General features: G+C 53.3%; 9 protein-coding genes. 2 read left to right on the top strand and 7 right to left on the bottom strand.

The window, feature by feature from the left end; genetic code table 11:
• Nucleotides 1-88 precede the first annotated feature (88 nt).
• The 4 genes from yfaE to ubiG form a co-directional block, all read right to left on the bottom strand.
• A complete protein-coding gene (yfaE, locus tag AC6I77_RS12920; RefSeq protein WP_003854219.1) occupies nt 89-349 on the bottom strand; it encodes a class I ribonucleotide reductase maintenance protein YfaE in 261 nt (86 codons plus the stop codon).
• Between the two features lie 2 nt (nt 350-351).
• The gene (gene nrdB / locus AC6I77_RS12915) at nt 352-1,482 is read right to left on the bottom strand and encodes a class Ia ribonucleoside-diphosphate reductase subunit beta (protein ID WP_003854217.1); all 1,131 of its coding nucleotides are present in this window, start codon (nt 1,480-1,482) and stop codon (nt 352-354) included.
• 72 nt (nt 1,483-1,554) lie between these two features.
• Nucleotides 1,555-3,840 (bottom strand): class 1a ribonucleoside-diphosphate reductase subunit alpha, encoded by a 2,286-nt coding sequence (nrdA, locus tag AC6I77_RS12910; RefSeq protein WP_003854215.1) that lies wholly within the window; start codon nt 3,838-3,840, stop codon nt 1,555-1,557.
• A gap of 505 nt (nt 3,841-4,345) precedes the next feature.
• A complete protein-coding gene (gene ubiG / locus AC6I77_RS12905; RefSeq protein ID WP_003854209.1) occupies nt 4,346-5,071 on the bottom strand; it encodes a bifunctional 2-polyprenyl-6-hydroxyphenol methylase/3-demethylubiquinol 3-O-methyltransferase UbiG in 726 nt (241 codons plus the stop codon).
• Between the two features lie 177 nt (nt 5,072-5,248).
• On the opposite strand from ubiG, the gene gyrA reads away from it, so the two are divergent.
• A complete protein-coding gene (gene gyrA / locus AC6I77_RS12900) occupies nt 5,249-7,921 on the top strand; it encodes a DNA topoisomerase (ATP-hydrolyzing) subunit A (RefSeq protein ID WP_140033189.1) in 2,673 nt (890 codons plus the stop codon).
• A 459-nt stretch (nt 7,922-8,380) separates the two neighbouring features.
• Nucleotides 8,381-11,233 carry a two-component system sensor histidine kinase RcsC gene (rcsC, locus tag AC6I77_RS12895; protein WP_003854206.1) on the top strand — a complete coding sequence of 951 codons (2,853 nt, stop codon included), beginning with the start codon at nt 8,381-8,383 and terminating at the stop codon, nt 11,231-11,233.
• A 52-nt stretch (nt 11,234-11,285) separates the two neighbouring features.
• On the opposite strand, the gene rcsB is transcribed toward rcsC, so the two are convergent.
• Genes rcsB through AC6I77_RS12880 form a run of 3 tightly spaced genes read right to left on the bottom strand, consistent with a single transcriptional unit; the run spans nt 11,286 to nt 15,769 of the window.
• The gene (gene rcsB, locus AC6I77_RS12890; protein WP_003854204.1) at nt 11,286-11,936 is read right to left on the bottom strand and encodes a response regulator transcription factor RcsB; all 651 of its coding nucleotides are present in this window, start codon (nt 11,934-11,936) and stop codon (nt 11,286-11,288) included.
• Nucleotide 11,937: 1 nt separating this feature from the next.
• On the bottom strand, nt 11,938-14,595 hold the full coding sequence (rcsD, locus tag AC6I77_RS12885; protein ID WP_008926131.1) for a phosphotransferase RcsD: 2,658 nt from the start codon (nt 14,593-14,595) through the stop codon (nt 11,938-11,940).
• A 19-nt stretch (nt 14,596-14,614) separates the two neighbouring features.
• A complete protein-coding gene (locus tag AC6I77_RS12880; RefSeq protein ID WP_003854200.1) occupies nt 14,615-15,769 on the bottom strand; it encodes an MFS transporter in 1,155 nt (384 codons plus the stop codon).
• Between the last annotated feature and the right edge of the window lie 737 nt (nt 15,770-16,506).

Here is a 16,506-nt window from a genome sequence, read left to right as displayed (position 1 = left end):
TGAATGACCCTTTGCGGGGGCATTCTCACAGCAATAAATAAGCTGACTCGATCTAACAGCAAATCAAGCCAGACTTGTTCCGTCTCAGTTATAACTCAAGCTCGATCTCGCCTTTAGCTTTGCAGCAGCAGGGCAGAATCTCATCCTGCTGCACAAAGGCCAGCGGCCGCTGTGGGTAATGCACTTCGCCTTTCAGCAGCCGCATCCGGCAGGAGCCGCAGTAACCTTCGCGGCACTGAAACTCCACGCAGAGATTATTGGCTTCCAGCAGGGAGAGCAGATTGGGGTGATCTTCTGCGCATTCCAGCCGGGCGCCGGAACTGCGCAGAATAACAACGTCGCGACTCATGATTAAAGCTGGAAGTCGTCGAAGTCGTTAGCGCCTACTTCAGAATCGATCTGACCCACCAGATAGGAGCTCACTTCCACTTCCTGTGGCGCAACCTGCACGTTGTCAGACACCAGCCAGGAGTTAATCCATGGGATCGGGTTAGAGCGCGTCTGGAAGGGCAGATCAAGGCCAACTGCCTGCATACGGATATTGGTGATGTACTCAATGTACTGGCAGAGAATGTCTTTGTTCAGGCCGATCATTGAACCGCCGCTGAACAGATATTCCGCCCACTCTTTCTCCTGCAGCGCTGCCTTCTTAAACAGCTCGAAGCACTCTTCACGGCACTCTGCCGCAATCTCTTTCATTTCCGGATCGTCTTCGCCGCTGCGCAGCAGGTTCAGCATATGCTGGGTGCCGGTCAGGTGCAGCGCTTCATCGCGGGCGATCAGTTTGATGATTTTGGCATTGCCTTCCATCAGTTCACGCTCGGCGAAAGCGAATGAACAGGCGAAGCTGACATAGAAACGGATCGCTTCCAGCGCATTGACGCTCATCAGGCAGATATAGAGCTGCTTCTTCAGGGCACGCAGGCTGACCACAACCTGTTTGTCGTTGACCTTATGCGTGCCTTCGCCCAGCTGATGCCAGTAGTTAGTCATCTCAATCAGATCGTCGTAATAGCGTGAGATATCCTGGGCACGCGCCAGAATCTGCTCATTGGTGACGATATCGTCGAATACCACCGCCGGATCGTTAACGATATTACGGATGATATGGGTGTAAGAACGGGAGTGGATCGTCTCGGAGAACGCCCAGGTTTCAATCCAGGTTTCCAGCTCAGGAATCGAGATCAGCGGAAGCAGGGCGACGTTCGGGCTGCGACCCTGAATGGAATCCAGCAGTGTCTGATACTTCAGGTTGCTGATAAAGATATGCTTCTCGTGGTCCGGCAGCGCCTGGTAGTCAATTCGGTCGCGTGAGACATCAACCTCTTCCGGACGCCAGAAGAAGGAGAGCTGCTTTTCGATCAGCTTTTCAAAGATGTCATATTTTTGCTGATCGAAGCGCGCCACGTTTACGGACTGACCGAAAAACATCGGCTCTTTCAGCTGATCATTTTTGTTCTGTGAGAAAGTGGAGTAAGCCATAAAAGTTGTCCAAAAGTAGACGAAGCCAGGCCTCGTGAAATGAATGAGGCGGGAGAATCTCCCGCCTGACCATTAGATTTTACAGGCGCCGCTCTCGCAGCCATCATCCTGGATAGAAGGTGCCAGGTCATCCTGCGCATCTTCCGCACCGTCACGGGTGTTCTGATAGTAGAGCGTTTTCACGCCAAACTTGTACGCGGTCAGCAGATCTTTCAGCAGCTGTTTCATCGGCACTTTACCGTTAGTAAAGCGTGATGGATCGTAGTTGGTGTTAGACGAAATCGCCTGGTCGATGAATTTCTGCATCAGACCCACCAGTTGCAGGTAACCGTCATTGTTCGGCATTTCCCACAGCAGTTCGTACTGATCTTTCAGACGCTCATACTCCGGCACCACCTGACGCAGGATGCCATCTTTCGATGCTTTGATGCTGATGTGACCGCGTGGTGGCTCGATGCCGTTGGTGGCATTGGAGATCTGCGACGAAGTCTCAGACGGCATCAGCGCAGACAGGGTCGAGTTACGCAGGCCGTGCGTTTTGATCTCTTCACGCAGGCTCTCCCAGTCGAGATGCAGCGGTTCGTTGCTGATCGCGTCCAGATCTTTCTTGTAGGTGTCGATCGGCATGATGCCCTGCGCATAGGTGGTTTCATTGAACCACGGGCAGGCACCTTGCTCTTTCGCCAGCTCATTGGACGCTTTCAGCAGGTAATACTGAATGGCTTCAAAGGTTTTGTGCGTCAGGCCATTGGCGCTGCCATCGGAGTAGCGCACACCGTGCTTCGCCAGATAGTAAGCGTAGTTGATCACGCCAATACCCAGGGTACGACGACCCATTGCGCCACGCTGGGCAGCCGGAATCGGGTAATCCTGATAATCGAGCAGCGCATCGAGCGCACGAACGGCGAGGGTAGCCAGCTCTTCCAGATCGTCGAGGCTTTCGATGGCGCCAAGGTTGAACGCAGAAAGCGTACACAGTGCAATCTCACCGTTTTCGTCGTTAACATCTTCCAGCGGTTTGGTCGGCAGGGCGATTTCCAGGCAGAGGTTAGACTGGCGAACCGGGGCGATGCGCGGATCAAACGGGCTGTGAGTGTTGCAGTGATCGACGTTCTGAATGTAGATACGGCCGGTTGAAGCACGTTCCTGCATCATCAGCGAGAAGAGATCGACCGCTTTAACACGCTGCTTACGGATGCTCTGATCCTGCTCATATTTGGTGTAGAGACGTTCGAACTCATCCTGATCGGCGAAGAACGCATCATACAGGCCTGGCACGTCAGACGGGCTGAACAGGGTGATATCTTCGCCTTTCAGCAGGCGCTGATACATCAGCTTGTTGAGCTGTACACCGTAGTCCATGTGACGCACGCGGTTGCCTTCAACACCACGGTTGTTTTTCAGCACCAGCAGGCTTTCGATTTCCAGATGCCACATCGGGTAGAAGAGCGTTGCTGCACCGCCACGCACGCCGCCCTGAGAACAGGACTTCACCGCAGTCTGGAAATGCTTGTAGAACGGGATACAGCCGGTGTGGAACGCTTCACCCCCGCGAATCGGGCTGCCCAGCGCACGGATACGACCGGCGTTGATGCCGATACCAGCACGCTGAGAAACATATTTCACAATCGCGCTTGAGGTGGCGTTGATGGAGTCCAGGCTGTCGCCGCACTCGATCAGCACACAGGAGCTGAACTGACGCGTCGGGGTTCGCACGCCTGACATGATTGGCGTCGGCAGCGAGATTTTAAACGTTGAGATCGCATCATAGAAACGCTTGATGTAATCCATACGCGTATCGCGCGGGTAGCCAGAGAAGAGGCAGGCCGCGACCAGAATGTAGAGGAACTGCGCACTCTCGTAGATTTCACCCGAGACGCGGTTCTGCACCAGATATTTGCCTTCCAGCTGCTTCACGGCGGCATAGGAGAAGTTCATGTCTCGCCAGTGGTCGAGGAACTCGTCCATCTGCGCGAATTCTTCCTGGCTGTAATCTTCCAGCAGGTGGCGATCATATTTGCCCATGTCGACCATCTTAACGACCTGGTCATAAAGCTTCGGCGGCTCAAACTGACCATACGCTTTTTTGCGCAGGTGGAAGATCGCCAGGCGGGCAGCCAGGTACTGATAGTCAGGGGCATCGCGAGAGATGAGGTCTGCTGCGGCCTTGATGATAGTCTCATGAATGTCAGACGTTCTGATTCCATCATAGAACTGAATGTGAGAGCGCAGTTCCACCTGTGACACTGAGACGTTGTTCAGCCCTTCAGCTGCCCAGTCCAGCACACGGTGAATTTTATCGAGATCAATGCGCTCCTGGCGGCCATCGCGTTTAGTAACGAGCAGACTCTGGTTCATGTCGCGTATTTACCTTTGCGTGAGTATCCAAAAATTAAAAGAAATCCCGGTTTATACACAGCCTATTCATTGTGAATAATGTGTGGATAAACACTACATCTAGGGGGTGAAGAGAAAAGTCATAACTACATGGGGGCATATTTTAGTATTTTACGGCCGCTTAACAAGAGCAAAAAATGATGGCTGGAGGGGTTGTAATTCTTGCGAAATTTCTTAGCCCACGCCTTGTAAGGCCTGGCAACATGTCAACCGGATCACACTTTTTTTTCTTATTATGATCGGGCGCGTGTTTCTTATTCAATCCTCAGGATTCAGCCAGAAAAGGGATGAAAAATGGATAAAAGCCGCTAGCAGGGGGCCGCGACGTTGAGCGGATGCGGGCATGGCTGACGTAACCTATTGGCAGCCATCGGAATGCCTGCCACCAGGCGAGGGCACTAACCGCTCTGACAGGAAGAGCAGGCAGAGGAAAAAGTGCCCGCCCGGATTCAGGCGGGCAGATGACTTAACCCGCGTGGTGAGTGTGCACCATATAATTCACATCAGTGCCGGGCGCCAGTTTGAAGCGGTTGGTCACCGGGTTGTAATGCAGGCCAATAATGTGGCGTTCACGCAGGGGCGTTTCATCGACCCAGCCCAGCAGTTCGGATGGGCGGATGAATTTCTTCACATCATGGGTGCCGCGCGGCAACATGCGCAGCACATATTCCGCGCCGAAAATCGCCAGCAGCCAGGCCTTTGGATTGCGGTTCAGCGTTGAGAAAAAGACTTCGCCCCCGGGCTTGACCAGCTTCGCACAGGCGTGAATCACCGAGCGCGGATCCGGCACGTGCTCCAGCATCTCCATACATGTCACCACATCATACTTTCCGGCGTTCTGATCGGCATGCTCTTCAACGGTCTGTTGCACATAGTCCAGCGTCACGCCGCTCTCCAGAGCATGCAGGCGCGCCACGGCCAGCGGTTCCGCACCCATATCCAGACCGGTCACGACGGCGCCTTCACGCGCCATGCTTTCGGATAAAATGCCGCCGCCGCATCCGACGTCGAGCACAGTTTTACCGAACAGACCGTTGCTGTGCTGCGCGATGTAGCCCAGGCGCAGCGGGTTGATACGGTGCAACGGTTTAAATTCACCCTCCAGATCCCACCAGCGCGAGGCAACGGCCTCAAACTTGGCAATTTCCTGCGCATCGACGTTATGCTGATGATTCTGCGGTTGTGCATTCATTGAATCGTAACTCCTGACAAAATGTGCCCACAGTATAAACGCTTAACCGCAGTTGGCACACCTTTCAGGGACAATGAAAAGCGGGGGAAATCGGTGGTTAACGTTCACCAGAGCATTGCAGTGTGATATACTTTCGCACCTTTAAAATCCGGGATTAAGTAGAGGGATAGCGGCTCCATGAGCGACCTTGCGAGAGAAATTACACCGGTCAATATCGAAGAAGAATTAAAAAATTCTTACCTCGGTTACGCCATGTCGGTCATCGTTGGCCGAGCTTTACCCGATGTGCGTGATGGCCTGAAGCCGGTTCACCGTCGCGTTCTTTTTGCGATGAGTGTACTGGGTAACGACTGGAACAAACCCTATAAAAAATCTGCCCGCGTCGTCGGTGACGTTATCGGTAAATATCACCCGCATGGTGATTCCGCCGTTTACGACACCATTGTACGTATGGCCCAGCCTTTCTCCCTGCGTTACATGCTGGTGGACGGACAAGGCAACTTCGGTTCCATCGACGGCGACTCCGCCGCGGCGATGCGTTATACCGAAATTCGCATGTCGAAAATTGCCCACGACCTGTTAGCTGACCTGGAAAAAGAGACCGTCGATTTCGTCCCGAACTATGACGGCACTGAGCAGATCCCTGAAGTTCTGCCAACCAAAATCCCTAACCTGCTGGTGAACGGTTCTTCCGGTATCGCCGTGGGTATGGCAACCAACATTCCACCGCATAACCTGCGTGAAGTGATTAACGGCTGCCTGGCATATATTGAAAATGAAGACATCAGCATCGAAGAGCTGATGGAGCACATTCCGGGGCCAGATTTCCCGACAGCCGCCATCATCAATGGTCGCCGTGGTATTGAAGAAGCGTACCGCACCGGTCGCGGTAAAATTTATATCCGTGCGCGTGGCGAAGTGGAAGCCGATGCGAAAACGGGCCGCGAGACCATCATCATTCATGAGCTTCCGTATCAGGTTAACAAAGCACGCCTGATTGAGAAGATTGCGGAGCTGGTGAAAGAGAAGCGCGTTGAAGGCATCAGCGCACTGCGCGATGAGTCTGATAAAGACGGCATGCGTATCGTGATTGAGATCAAGCGCGATGCCGTCGGCGAAGTGGTTCTGAATAATCTCTATTCACTGACCCAGTTGCAGACCTCTTTTGGTATCAATATGGTGGCGCTGCATCAGGGCCAGCCAAAGATTATGGCACTGAAGGATATTCTGGACGCCTTCGTTCGCCATCGTCGTGAAGTCGTGACGCGTCGTACCATTTTCGAACTGCGTAAAGCCCGTGACCGTGCGCATATTCTGGAAGGTCTGGCGATTGCGCTGGCGAATATCGATCCGATTATTGAGCTTATTCGTCGTGCACCTAACCCGGCAGAAGCGAAAGCGGGTCTGATTGCGCAGGCGTGGGATCTGGGTAATGTGTCAGCGATGCTGGAACGTGCGGGCGACGATGCCGCTCGTCCGGAGTGGCTGGATCCGCAGTACGGCATCCGTGACGGTCAGTACTATCTGACCGAGCAGCAGGCTCAGGCGATTCTGGATCTGCGTCTGCAGAAACTGACCGGTCTTGAGCACGAGAAGCTGCTGGATGAGTATAAAGGTCTGCTGGAGCAGATCGCAGAGCTGTTGCGCATTCTGTCTGACGCCGATCGTCTGATGGAAGTGATTCGCGAAGAGCTGGAGCTGATGCGTGATCAGTTCGGCGATGAGCGTCGCACAGAGATTACTGCCAATACCGCTGATATTAATATCGAAGACCTGATCAATCAGGAAGATGTTGTGGTGACATTGTCGCATCAGGGCTACGTGAAGTATCAGCCGCTGACCGACTATGAAGCGCAGCGTCGTGGTGGTAAAGGCAAGTCAGCCGCACGTATTAAAGAAGAGGACTTCATTGATCGTCTGCTGGTGGCCAATACCCATGACACGATTCTCTGCTTCTCAAGCCGTGGTCGTCTCTACTGGATGAAGGTTTATCAGTTGCCGGAAGCGAGTCGTGGTGCGCGGGGACGTCCGATCGTGAACCTGCTGCCGCTGGAAGCCAACGAGCGTATTACAGCGATTCTGCCGGTACGTGAGTATACCGAAGGCTTCAATATCTTTATGGCGACCGCGCTGGGAACCGTGAAGAAGACCGCGCTGAAAGAGTTCAGCCGTCCGCGCAGCGCCGGTATTATTGCCGTGAACCTGCGTGACGATGATGAGCTGATCGGTGTGGCGCTGACCAATGGTAATGACGAAGCGATGCTGTTCTCAGCGGCCGGTAAAGTGGTGCGCTTTGCAGAAACCGCAGTCCGTGCGATGGGTCGTACTGCCTCTGGCGTTCGCGGCATCAGGCTGGCTGAAGGCGATCGTGTGGTCTCGCTGATTGTACCGCGTGAAGAGGGTGCAATTATGACCGTGACCCAGAATGGTTACGGTAAGCGTACTGCCAACAGCGAATACCCGACCAAGTCGCGTGCGACGCAGGGTGTTATTTCTATCAAAGTGACCGAACGTAATGGTCCGGTGATTGGCGCGGTTCAGGTTGTCGATGGCGATCAGATTATGATGATCACCGATGCTGGTACGCTGGTGCGTACCCGCGTGTCAGAAGTGAGCGTCGTGGGTCGTAATACCCAGGGTGTGATTCTGATTCGTACCGCAGAGGATGAGAACGTGGTCGGTCTGCAGCGTGTTGCCGAGCCGGTTGAAGAAGAAGAGCTGGATTCAATCGACGGTAGCGTAGCGGAAGGCGAGGATGATATCGCGCCAGAAGCAGAGATCGACGATGAAGAGATTGCACCGGAAGCGGATGCAGAAGACGAAGACGACGCGGCTGAAGACGAAGAATAATTTGTCTGATGTGAGCTGAGGTTCGTTGCAGAAACGGCAGGTCAGGGGAAACCCGGCCTGCCGTTTTTTTTGATGTGATGGGGAGAATTGCAGGGAGCAGGGAGCTTATGGCTGCGAAATCGGAGCCGTCGAAAGGCCTGCACTGCCCGATTGCAAAGGAGTCCCGCATCCCTGCGGATCGGCCACGCCATCCCTGGCGTGGACGCTTTGCTCTTCGGGCAGTGCGGGCCTTTCTTGTTTAGTCAGCGGCGTCGCTTTTCAATGTTGTGAGCGTCTGTTTGTTTGAGTGCGCAGAAGCGGCCACTGGATGCTGGAGTTAACGTGTCGCTTTCACTGTCTTAAAAGATTCCCAAACTTTCCGCTAAACCTGCGGCTGGCTGGCTTTTTTCGCCCGATAAAGCTAGTGTATGGGCATTAAAAATCGATGATGCGACTAACCTTGCCAACTGCGAGTCACCTTTGAAATATCCTGTCTCTTTCCGCACTACGCTTCGCATCTCGCGCTACCTTTTCCGCGCGCTGGCGCTGCTAATCTGGACGCTGGGCGCCGTTCTGACAGCGTTTTATATTATCAGCGTACTGCATAATAAAGAGACGCAGGTTCGGCAGGAGTTTGCCAGCAACTACGGCACGATTCAGTGGTATGTGCGCCATTCGGCGGACATGGTGCGTGAACTGAAATATATCACCGAGAACCGCTTAACCAATGCCAGCAGTGGCCTGGATGTACTGACCGGCATGATGCCAGGCAAAACAACCCAGCCGCAGTTTACGCCACTCTTTTCGGATGGCGACTGTACCTCAATGAGCAATACCTGGCGCAACTCGCTCGATTCTCTCAGCTACTACATCAATTACTGGAAAAGTAACTTCGCCTCGTCGTATGAACTGAATCGGGTGTTCTTTATCGGTGGAGAAAGTCAGTGTCTGGCCGACTTTACGATTGGCAGCAGCAACGCTGATCGGGAACGCAGCCTGAAATCGCTGCGTGAGAATGTGCTGCGTTATCGCAACAGCAGTGAAGAAGAGCGCCGAAATCCGATGTACTGGATCAACAGCAGTGCTCAGCCTGGCGTCGGCACTTTCTATATGGTGGTGCCGGTTTACGTCGCGAACAAGTTACAGGCACTGCTGGGTGTTGAGCAAAATATCCGACTGGATGAGTTTATTCAGCCGGGCAGCCTGCCGATCATTGCGTCGATTACCGATGAGAACTATCGTCCACTGCTTAACTCGCGGCGCGGCGGCCTGGGCTTCTCGCTCGACAATCTGCCTGATGATAAAACCTGGTTCGGTTACCTGAATGGTTATCGTCAGCTGGTGCTGAAAAAGCCACTTCCGCCCTCCGATCTGAATGTGGTGTGGTCAGTACCTACCGATGTGATGGTGGATCAGCTCAAGCTGATGATCATCAATGCGCTGCTGCTCAATATTTTCAGTGCCGTTATCCTGTTTACTCTCGCCTGGGTATTCGAGCGCCGGATGTTCCTGCCGGCAGAGGAGAATGCACACCGTCTGGAAGAGCATGAGCAGTTTAACCGTAAGATTGTCGCCTCGGCGCCGGTGGGGATCTGTATCTTACGCACCAGCGACGGCACCAATATTCTGAGTAATGAGCTGGCACATAATTATCTGACGTTGCTGACGCAGGAGGACCGCCTTCGGCTGAATGAAATCATTGGCGGGCAGCAGGTTAACTTTGTTGATGTGCTGACCGGCAGCAATACCAACCTGCAAATCAGCTTTGTGCATTCGCGCTATCGTAATGAGAACGTCGCGATTTGTGTGCTGGTTGATGTCTCGGCGCGCGTAAGGATGGAGCAGTCTCTGCAGGAGATGGCCCACGCGGCAGAGCAGGCGAGCCAGTCAAAATCGATGTTCCTTGCCACCGTCAGTCATGAACTGCGCACGCCGCTCTATGGCATTATCGGTAACCTCGATCTGTTGCAGACCAAAGAGCTACCCAGCGGTATCGACTCGCTGGTGACGGCCATGAACAACTCCTCCAGCCTGCTGCTGAAGATCATCAGTGATATTCTCGACTTCTCGAAAATCGAGTCAGAGCAGTTGAAAATTGAGCCACGTCCGTTTGCCCCTCGCGAAATTGTCACGCACATTGTGGGCAACTATCTGTCGCTGGTGGTGAAGAAGCGGCTGACGCTTTACTGCTTTATCGAACATGACGTTCCGCAGGTGCTGGACGGCGATCCGTTGCGCCTGCAGCAGGTGATCTCGAACCTGCTTAACAACGCGATTAAGTTTACGCATACCGGCTGTATTATTCTGCACGCCTACGTTGCACAGGGCTATCTGGCTTTCCGCGTTCGTGATACCGGTGTCGGTATTCCGGCGAAAGAGCTTCCACGCCTGTTTGATCCTTTCTTCCAGGTGGGAAATGGCGTGCAGCGTAATTTCCAGGGGACCGGGCTGGGACTGGCGATCTGTGAAAAGCTGATCAATATGATGGATGGCGACATCGAGGTCGATTCAGAGCCAGGCATGGGCAGCCAGTTTATTGTGCGTATTCCGATTTACCAGGGACAGAAGCCGTCGTTGATGCTGCTGGAGGACTTACAGGATAAGAGAATCTGGCTGGCGATGCGCAATGAGTATCTTGCGGCGTTTATCACGCGTCAGATTCAGCAGCAGGGCATTCAGGTAGCGGAGTATAACGGTAAGCCAGGCCCGGATGATGTGGTCATGACGGATTACGAACTGGAGACTGATGCACCGCTTCGCGCACTGGTCACGTTTGACGGATCCCATGTCGATATGCCGCGTGAACGTCAGCCGGGACGCTGGATCCACTCCACCGCCACACTGCACGAGGTGCCGGCGCTGCTGGCACGCATCTACCGGATTGCACTGGGCAATGACGCCGCCGATGCGCTGCTGCTGGCCACCCCGGTAGAAGAGAAAGTTCATAACGATGACATCATGGTGCTGATCGTCGATGACCATCCTATTAACCGCATGCTGCTGTCTGAACAGCTTGGCACGCTGGGCTATCAGGTGAAAACGGCCCAGGATGGCGTTGATGCCCTGAATGTCCTGAGTCGTAATGAGATTGATATCGTGCTCACCGACGTGAATATGCCGAACATGGATGGTTATCGCCTGACGCAGCGATTACGTCAGCTGGGCCATCTGTTCCCGGTTGTGGGCGTAACGGCGAATGCGCTGGCAGAAGAGAAACAGCGTTGTATGGATGCAGGTATGGATAACTGTCTGTCGAAGCCGGTGACGTTAGACGTGCTGAAAGTGACGCTGGCAATCTATGCTGAACGGGTTCGTAAAACGCGGCGGGGATAGGGCAGGAAAGGGCAGAGGCGAAGCGGTGCAGCTGCACCGCTTCAGGAGGAACTTAGTCTCTTTCGACCTGACTCTGGCTGACAGAGGACAGGTAGTTAAGCAGTGCGATATCGTTATCCACGCCCAGTTTCATCATCGCTGATTTCTTCTGGCTACTGATGGTTTTGATACTGCGGTTCAGTTTCTTGGCGATTTCGGTTACCAGGAAACCTTCTGCAAACAGACGCAGCACTTCACTCTCTTTCGGTGACAGGCGCTTGTCGCCATAACCACCCGCGCTGATCTTCTCCAGCAGTTTCGCAACGCTTTCTGGCGTGTATTTCTTGCCTTTCTGCAGTGCAGCCAGTGCTTTTGGTAAATCGGTAGGCGCGCCCTGTTTCAGGACAATCCCTTCGATATCGAGATCAAGGACTGAACTCAGAATCGCGGGGTTATTGTTCATGGTCAGAACAATAATCGAGAGATCCGGGTAGTGGCGTTTAATATATTTAATCAGCGTAATACCATCGCCATACTTCTCACCTGGCATAGAGAGGTCGGTGATCAGGACGTTGGCATCAAGCTTGGACAGATTATTGATCAGTGCTGTTGAGTCTTCGAACTCACCTACAACGTTGACCCATTCAATTTGTTCCAGAGACTTTCGGATACCGAAAAGGACAATTGGATGGTCATCGGCAATAATTACGTTTAAGTTATTCATCTTATTGGTTACCTTGCTGCAGCAGTTGATTGACGTAAGCGTCAATATCACTGGTGGTATTTGTAATGTTTGAATCGTCACACGCTTTAATGTGGTGTTCTAACTCTTCACAAAGCTGTTTGCCGGGAGTCAGATTGAGCATGGCAAACACGCCCTTTAGGCGATGCGCTGTCTGAGCAAGCGAGGCGTAGTCCTTTTCCGCCGACTCAGTATACAGTCTCTTCACATCAACCGGTACTGTCTCCGTAAACAGCTGGAAATAGCCGCCGCTCATTAATGGCGTGGCCGCGTCGTCTTCCATGTCGTTATCCATCACATCATGCGACAGTTGTTTCTCAATCAGGGCCAGCAATGCATCCAGCATCGCATTACTGAGATTGAAATTGACCCGATACTGCTGGTCGTTCAGTGCATGATGACCCAATTCATCTTCCGCCAGCAGCAGTGCCCAGCCGCTAAGCTTCGAGGGATCGTCGGTCACCATGACATCGTGATCCTGACCGGAAATGCGCTCATCAGGTGTCAGACAACGCGCTCCCCAGTTCTCCAGATGGCGGCAGACGATTTTATGTACGTCCTCCACGGTGATCTCCACCAGCGCGGTCACGCCATCCAGAATTTTTTCCTCTTCTTCCTCACGCTTCTCTTCCAGCACCAGCGGCAGTTGCATGTTATAGCGCGTGCCGATATCCGCTTTTGCCACGATATCGAGACTGCCACCCATCTGCTTGCAGAGCTGCTTACACAGGAAGAACGCCATGCCGGAGGCCTGTCCGTAACGATCCTGGCTGGTATCCCCCAGGAACGGGAAGTCGACATTCGCCAGTTCATCCACCGTCAGGCCCGCACCGGTATCCACCAGTTCGATGATCACTCTGTCGGCCTGCTTCTCCGCAGCCTTAACTTCCAGGGTAATTTTCCCCCAGCGGGTCGTGGTCAGGGCGTAGTGCATCAACGTGGTCAGGACTTTGCGCAGGGCGCGACGGTCGCCAAAGCGCGTCTCGTCATTCGCCAGATGATTATTCACCACCAGCGACAGCCCTTTGCGGCGCATCAACGGCAGGCTTTCCAGCGCAATCTCATCCAGCAGTTCCTGCAGGTTGAAGACGGTCGCATCCGGTGACCAGTCGTGTGCTTCAAGCCGGTTCAGCAGCACGATATCATCTACCAGTCGCGCCAGGCCCTGGCTCTCGTCGAGCAGGTCCAGTACGGTTTCATCGGCATCACGCTGGCTGAGCTGCACCAGCTGCGCCACCATTTTTTCCAGTGGCTGATTCAGCGCATGGCCCAGATTATGCAGCAGCTGCTGGCGCATCTGATGATTGCGATCCAGCACCTGCTGCGCTTTCTGCAATTTCTTGTTAACCAGCAGTTCGCGATCCTGATCACGCATCATAAACAGCTGCGTATGCGGCGACAGCACGCTGCGGGCGTGACGGATCTCATACACTTCGTTGTTGATGGTGGCCTGCAGCACGCCCTGATGCTGGTCGGACATATTAATGATCTTCTGCAGATTGAGGTGAGGCAAAAGATGTTCAGCAATCTTATTGCTCAGCAGAGTACGGTTGCTGGCAAAGTCATACACCAGCAGACCGACCGGAAGGCTGGCCACAATCTCTTCATTCAGCACCCGCAGTGAATCGAGTTCAGCGCTCTGGTTTTCGCTGGGACGCAGTGACTGCTGACGCAGCAGCACGATCCCCGCCAGCGAGAGCAGGAACAGCAGCAGGTTGATCAGGAGCGGCCAGAGCAGATTATGCAGGCTGTCGATAATCAGGCGAGTAATCGGCACCTGATAAACCAGCTGCAACGGCGTACTTGGCAGGGTGGCCGCAATCTCGATATTGGGATTAACCAGTGAGACACGGGTATTTTCCACATCCTGCTGTTCACTGCTGCTGGCAGGCATTGAGGTGTCCTGACGCAGCTGGAAGTTTTCCAGCGGCATGTTCTGCGGAACAATATCGTTAACCGGCAGATCAAAGGCGACAACAGTGGCCAGATGGCCCGGCTGGTTAAAGGTGGTGCGCAGCGTGAAATAGTGATCGTTCTGGAAGGCGAGGTGGCGCAGTGGCGAGAAGCTCTCGCGTTCATCCAGCGCATTGGCCTGCTGCAGCATCTCAGCGCGACGGCTATCCACCATTGAACTGATGGCGCTCTCTTTATAGCGCGTTGCCATATCTTTCAGTGGCAGGGTCGAAATCATAATCAGGCTGTTGTCCTGACCATTTAAAAAGTACATCGACCACGTGGGATTTTCCGCGCCCCACAGCGTGTCGAGATAGTTCGACATCCGCATGGTCATATCCAGCGTACTGCTGTCATGTGAGCCGAAAATCAGTGCTTCCGTTTTACGCCGGGTTTTTTCCAGATAATAGACATCAGGACGCAGCCGCGTCTCCTGCAGGTTACTGCCAGGTGGCGCACCGGCTGCGCTGGTTGAGAGGTTTTCATATATCTGCCAGGTGGCAAAGCGATAGGCATCAATACGTTTCTGTACGTCACGCGCCAGATCGTCCATGGCATAGCGTTTCCCGGTCAGCCAGGCATTGACCGAGTTATGCACCATAAAGCCCAGCGCCAGCAGGAGCACCAGATTGAAAACCACAAAAAAGCGGGTGACATTGCCGGAGGTCAGTGGAAACTTATACAACATAGCGTGTCAGGTACCTGAATTATCGCGCAACTTTTCGCGCACTGGCGGCTACCGCTAACAGCAACAGGGCGATCAGTAAAAATGCGCCGCTGAGGCTGATCCATTGCGAAATGAATCCGATTAAAGCCGGACCTGAGAGAATACCCGCATATCCCAGCGTTGTCATGGCAGAAATCGCCAGGTTCGCAGGCATATCCTGTTGATTCCCGGCAGCATTGAACAACATCGGCACCGTATTGGATAAACCAAAGCCGACCAGCAGGAAAGCCAGCAGAGCGATCTCCGGCCACGGCAGCCAGACGGCCAGACACATACCCGCTGCGGCGGTCAGGGCGCCGGAGAGCATCACAGGATAGCGGCCAAAACGCTGGATGATCTTGTCGCCACTAAAACGGCCCAGCGTCATCGCCACGGAAAAGACGGCATAGCCGAGTCCGGCATAGGCGGGTGACATCGCCGGGTTCTGCAGCAGCAGCAGCGCGCCCCAGTCCAGTACGGCCCCTTCCGCCAGGAAAAGGATAAAGCAGAGCAGGCCAAGGAACGCAACCCAGCCACGTGGGATCACCAGCCAGGGCTGATCGGGCTGATGCAGACGCGCATTCATCAGGACCGGCAATCGCCATAGCAGCAGCAAGAGCATTATTGCCATTACCACCAGCGTAGCGGTCAGTGGAGTGAAATCCCGGCTCAACAACAGGCTGACGGTTCCTGCGCCCAGAATACCACCAAGACTGAAGAAACCATGAAAGCCCGACATCATCGGTTTATCTGCAGCCTGCTCAACCTGAACCGCCTGATAATTCATCGCCACATCCAGCATGCCCAGCCCGGCACCAAAAAGCATTAGCGCAGCCGCCATCACCAGATGAGAGTCTGCTGTCGCCAGCAGCGGCATCATCATCAGTACTAACAGGGTGGAGACGCACATCACGCGACGGCAGCCAAAACGCGCCACCAGCGTGCCGGTCACCGGCATCGCCGCCAGCGAACCAATACCCAGACAGAGCAGCAAGGCGCCCAGGGACGCGCCACTGAGCTGCAGACGATCCCGGGCAAACGGCACCAGCGGAGCCCAGGCTGACATCCCTAAGCCATTAATTAAAAAGATAGTGCGTGTACCCCAGTTAAGGCGGCTTTGATGTTTATGTTGTTGTGAAGCGTCCAGTGCGGTCATAGGTCGGATTCATCAATGTTAAAGCGGAAAAGTGTAGCACTGGCCGCGAGTCAGTGGCCGTTGCGCCTCTTGTCAAAAGTGGTGCAGTCACATCGCATAAATGGCAAAACCGGCAGTTTACCGACTTTTGTTGCATCGCAAATTTTTTCCAGAACTTTCCTGGTATGACCACCGCTCATCCGGGAGTACTTAACTCAAATTTCCCTGCCTTTTTTCAAGGGCTTGCTGTTAAAAACGCAGAACAGCACCACCTGTAAATGCTGACTGAATCACACAATTAAAAAAATTCCTGTCATGGCCCTCACGTTAATGACGCAGTGGTTTTAAGCCTCATCGCATCATTTATGGAAACAGTCAGCAATAAATTGACATGAAAAAACAAAGACAAAGCGCATTACCTGAAAACGAATTTTCGGTTATGGCTAATGTAATAATGTTTTAATCATAACCAAATCTGTACATTGAAATTGATTTTTAACATGGTTACGCTAAAAGTTAATCAGTCACAACCTTTACGTTGTGTGAAAGTCTGTACAGCTTAAAACACTCAAAAACTAATAATAATACCGCTGCGCGCCTATTTTATGTGCGTTAGTGACGCGGCTTAGTTTCGCCATTTTTACCTGCGCCAGGTTAAGACACCTTCTTCATCTCAGAAGGTGAAATGATGCGTGAAGACTTTAAGCATAAAATAAATTTATGTTTAAGGATTCAGTATATTAGCTAATCTGGTGTAA

The sequence above is a fragment of the Pantoea sp. X-Soil-ISGK-259 genome, from assembly GCF_059730705.1.
The sequence above is the reverse complement of the archived record's forward strand: the minus strand, read 5'-3'. Positions and strand labels throughout refer to the sequence as shown.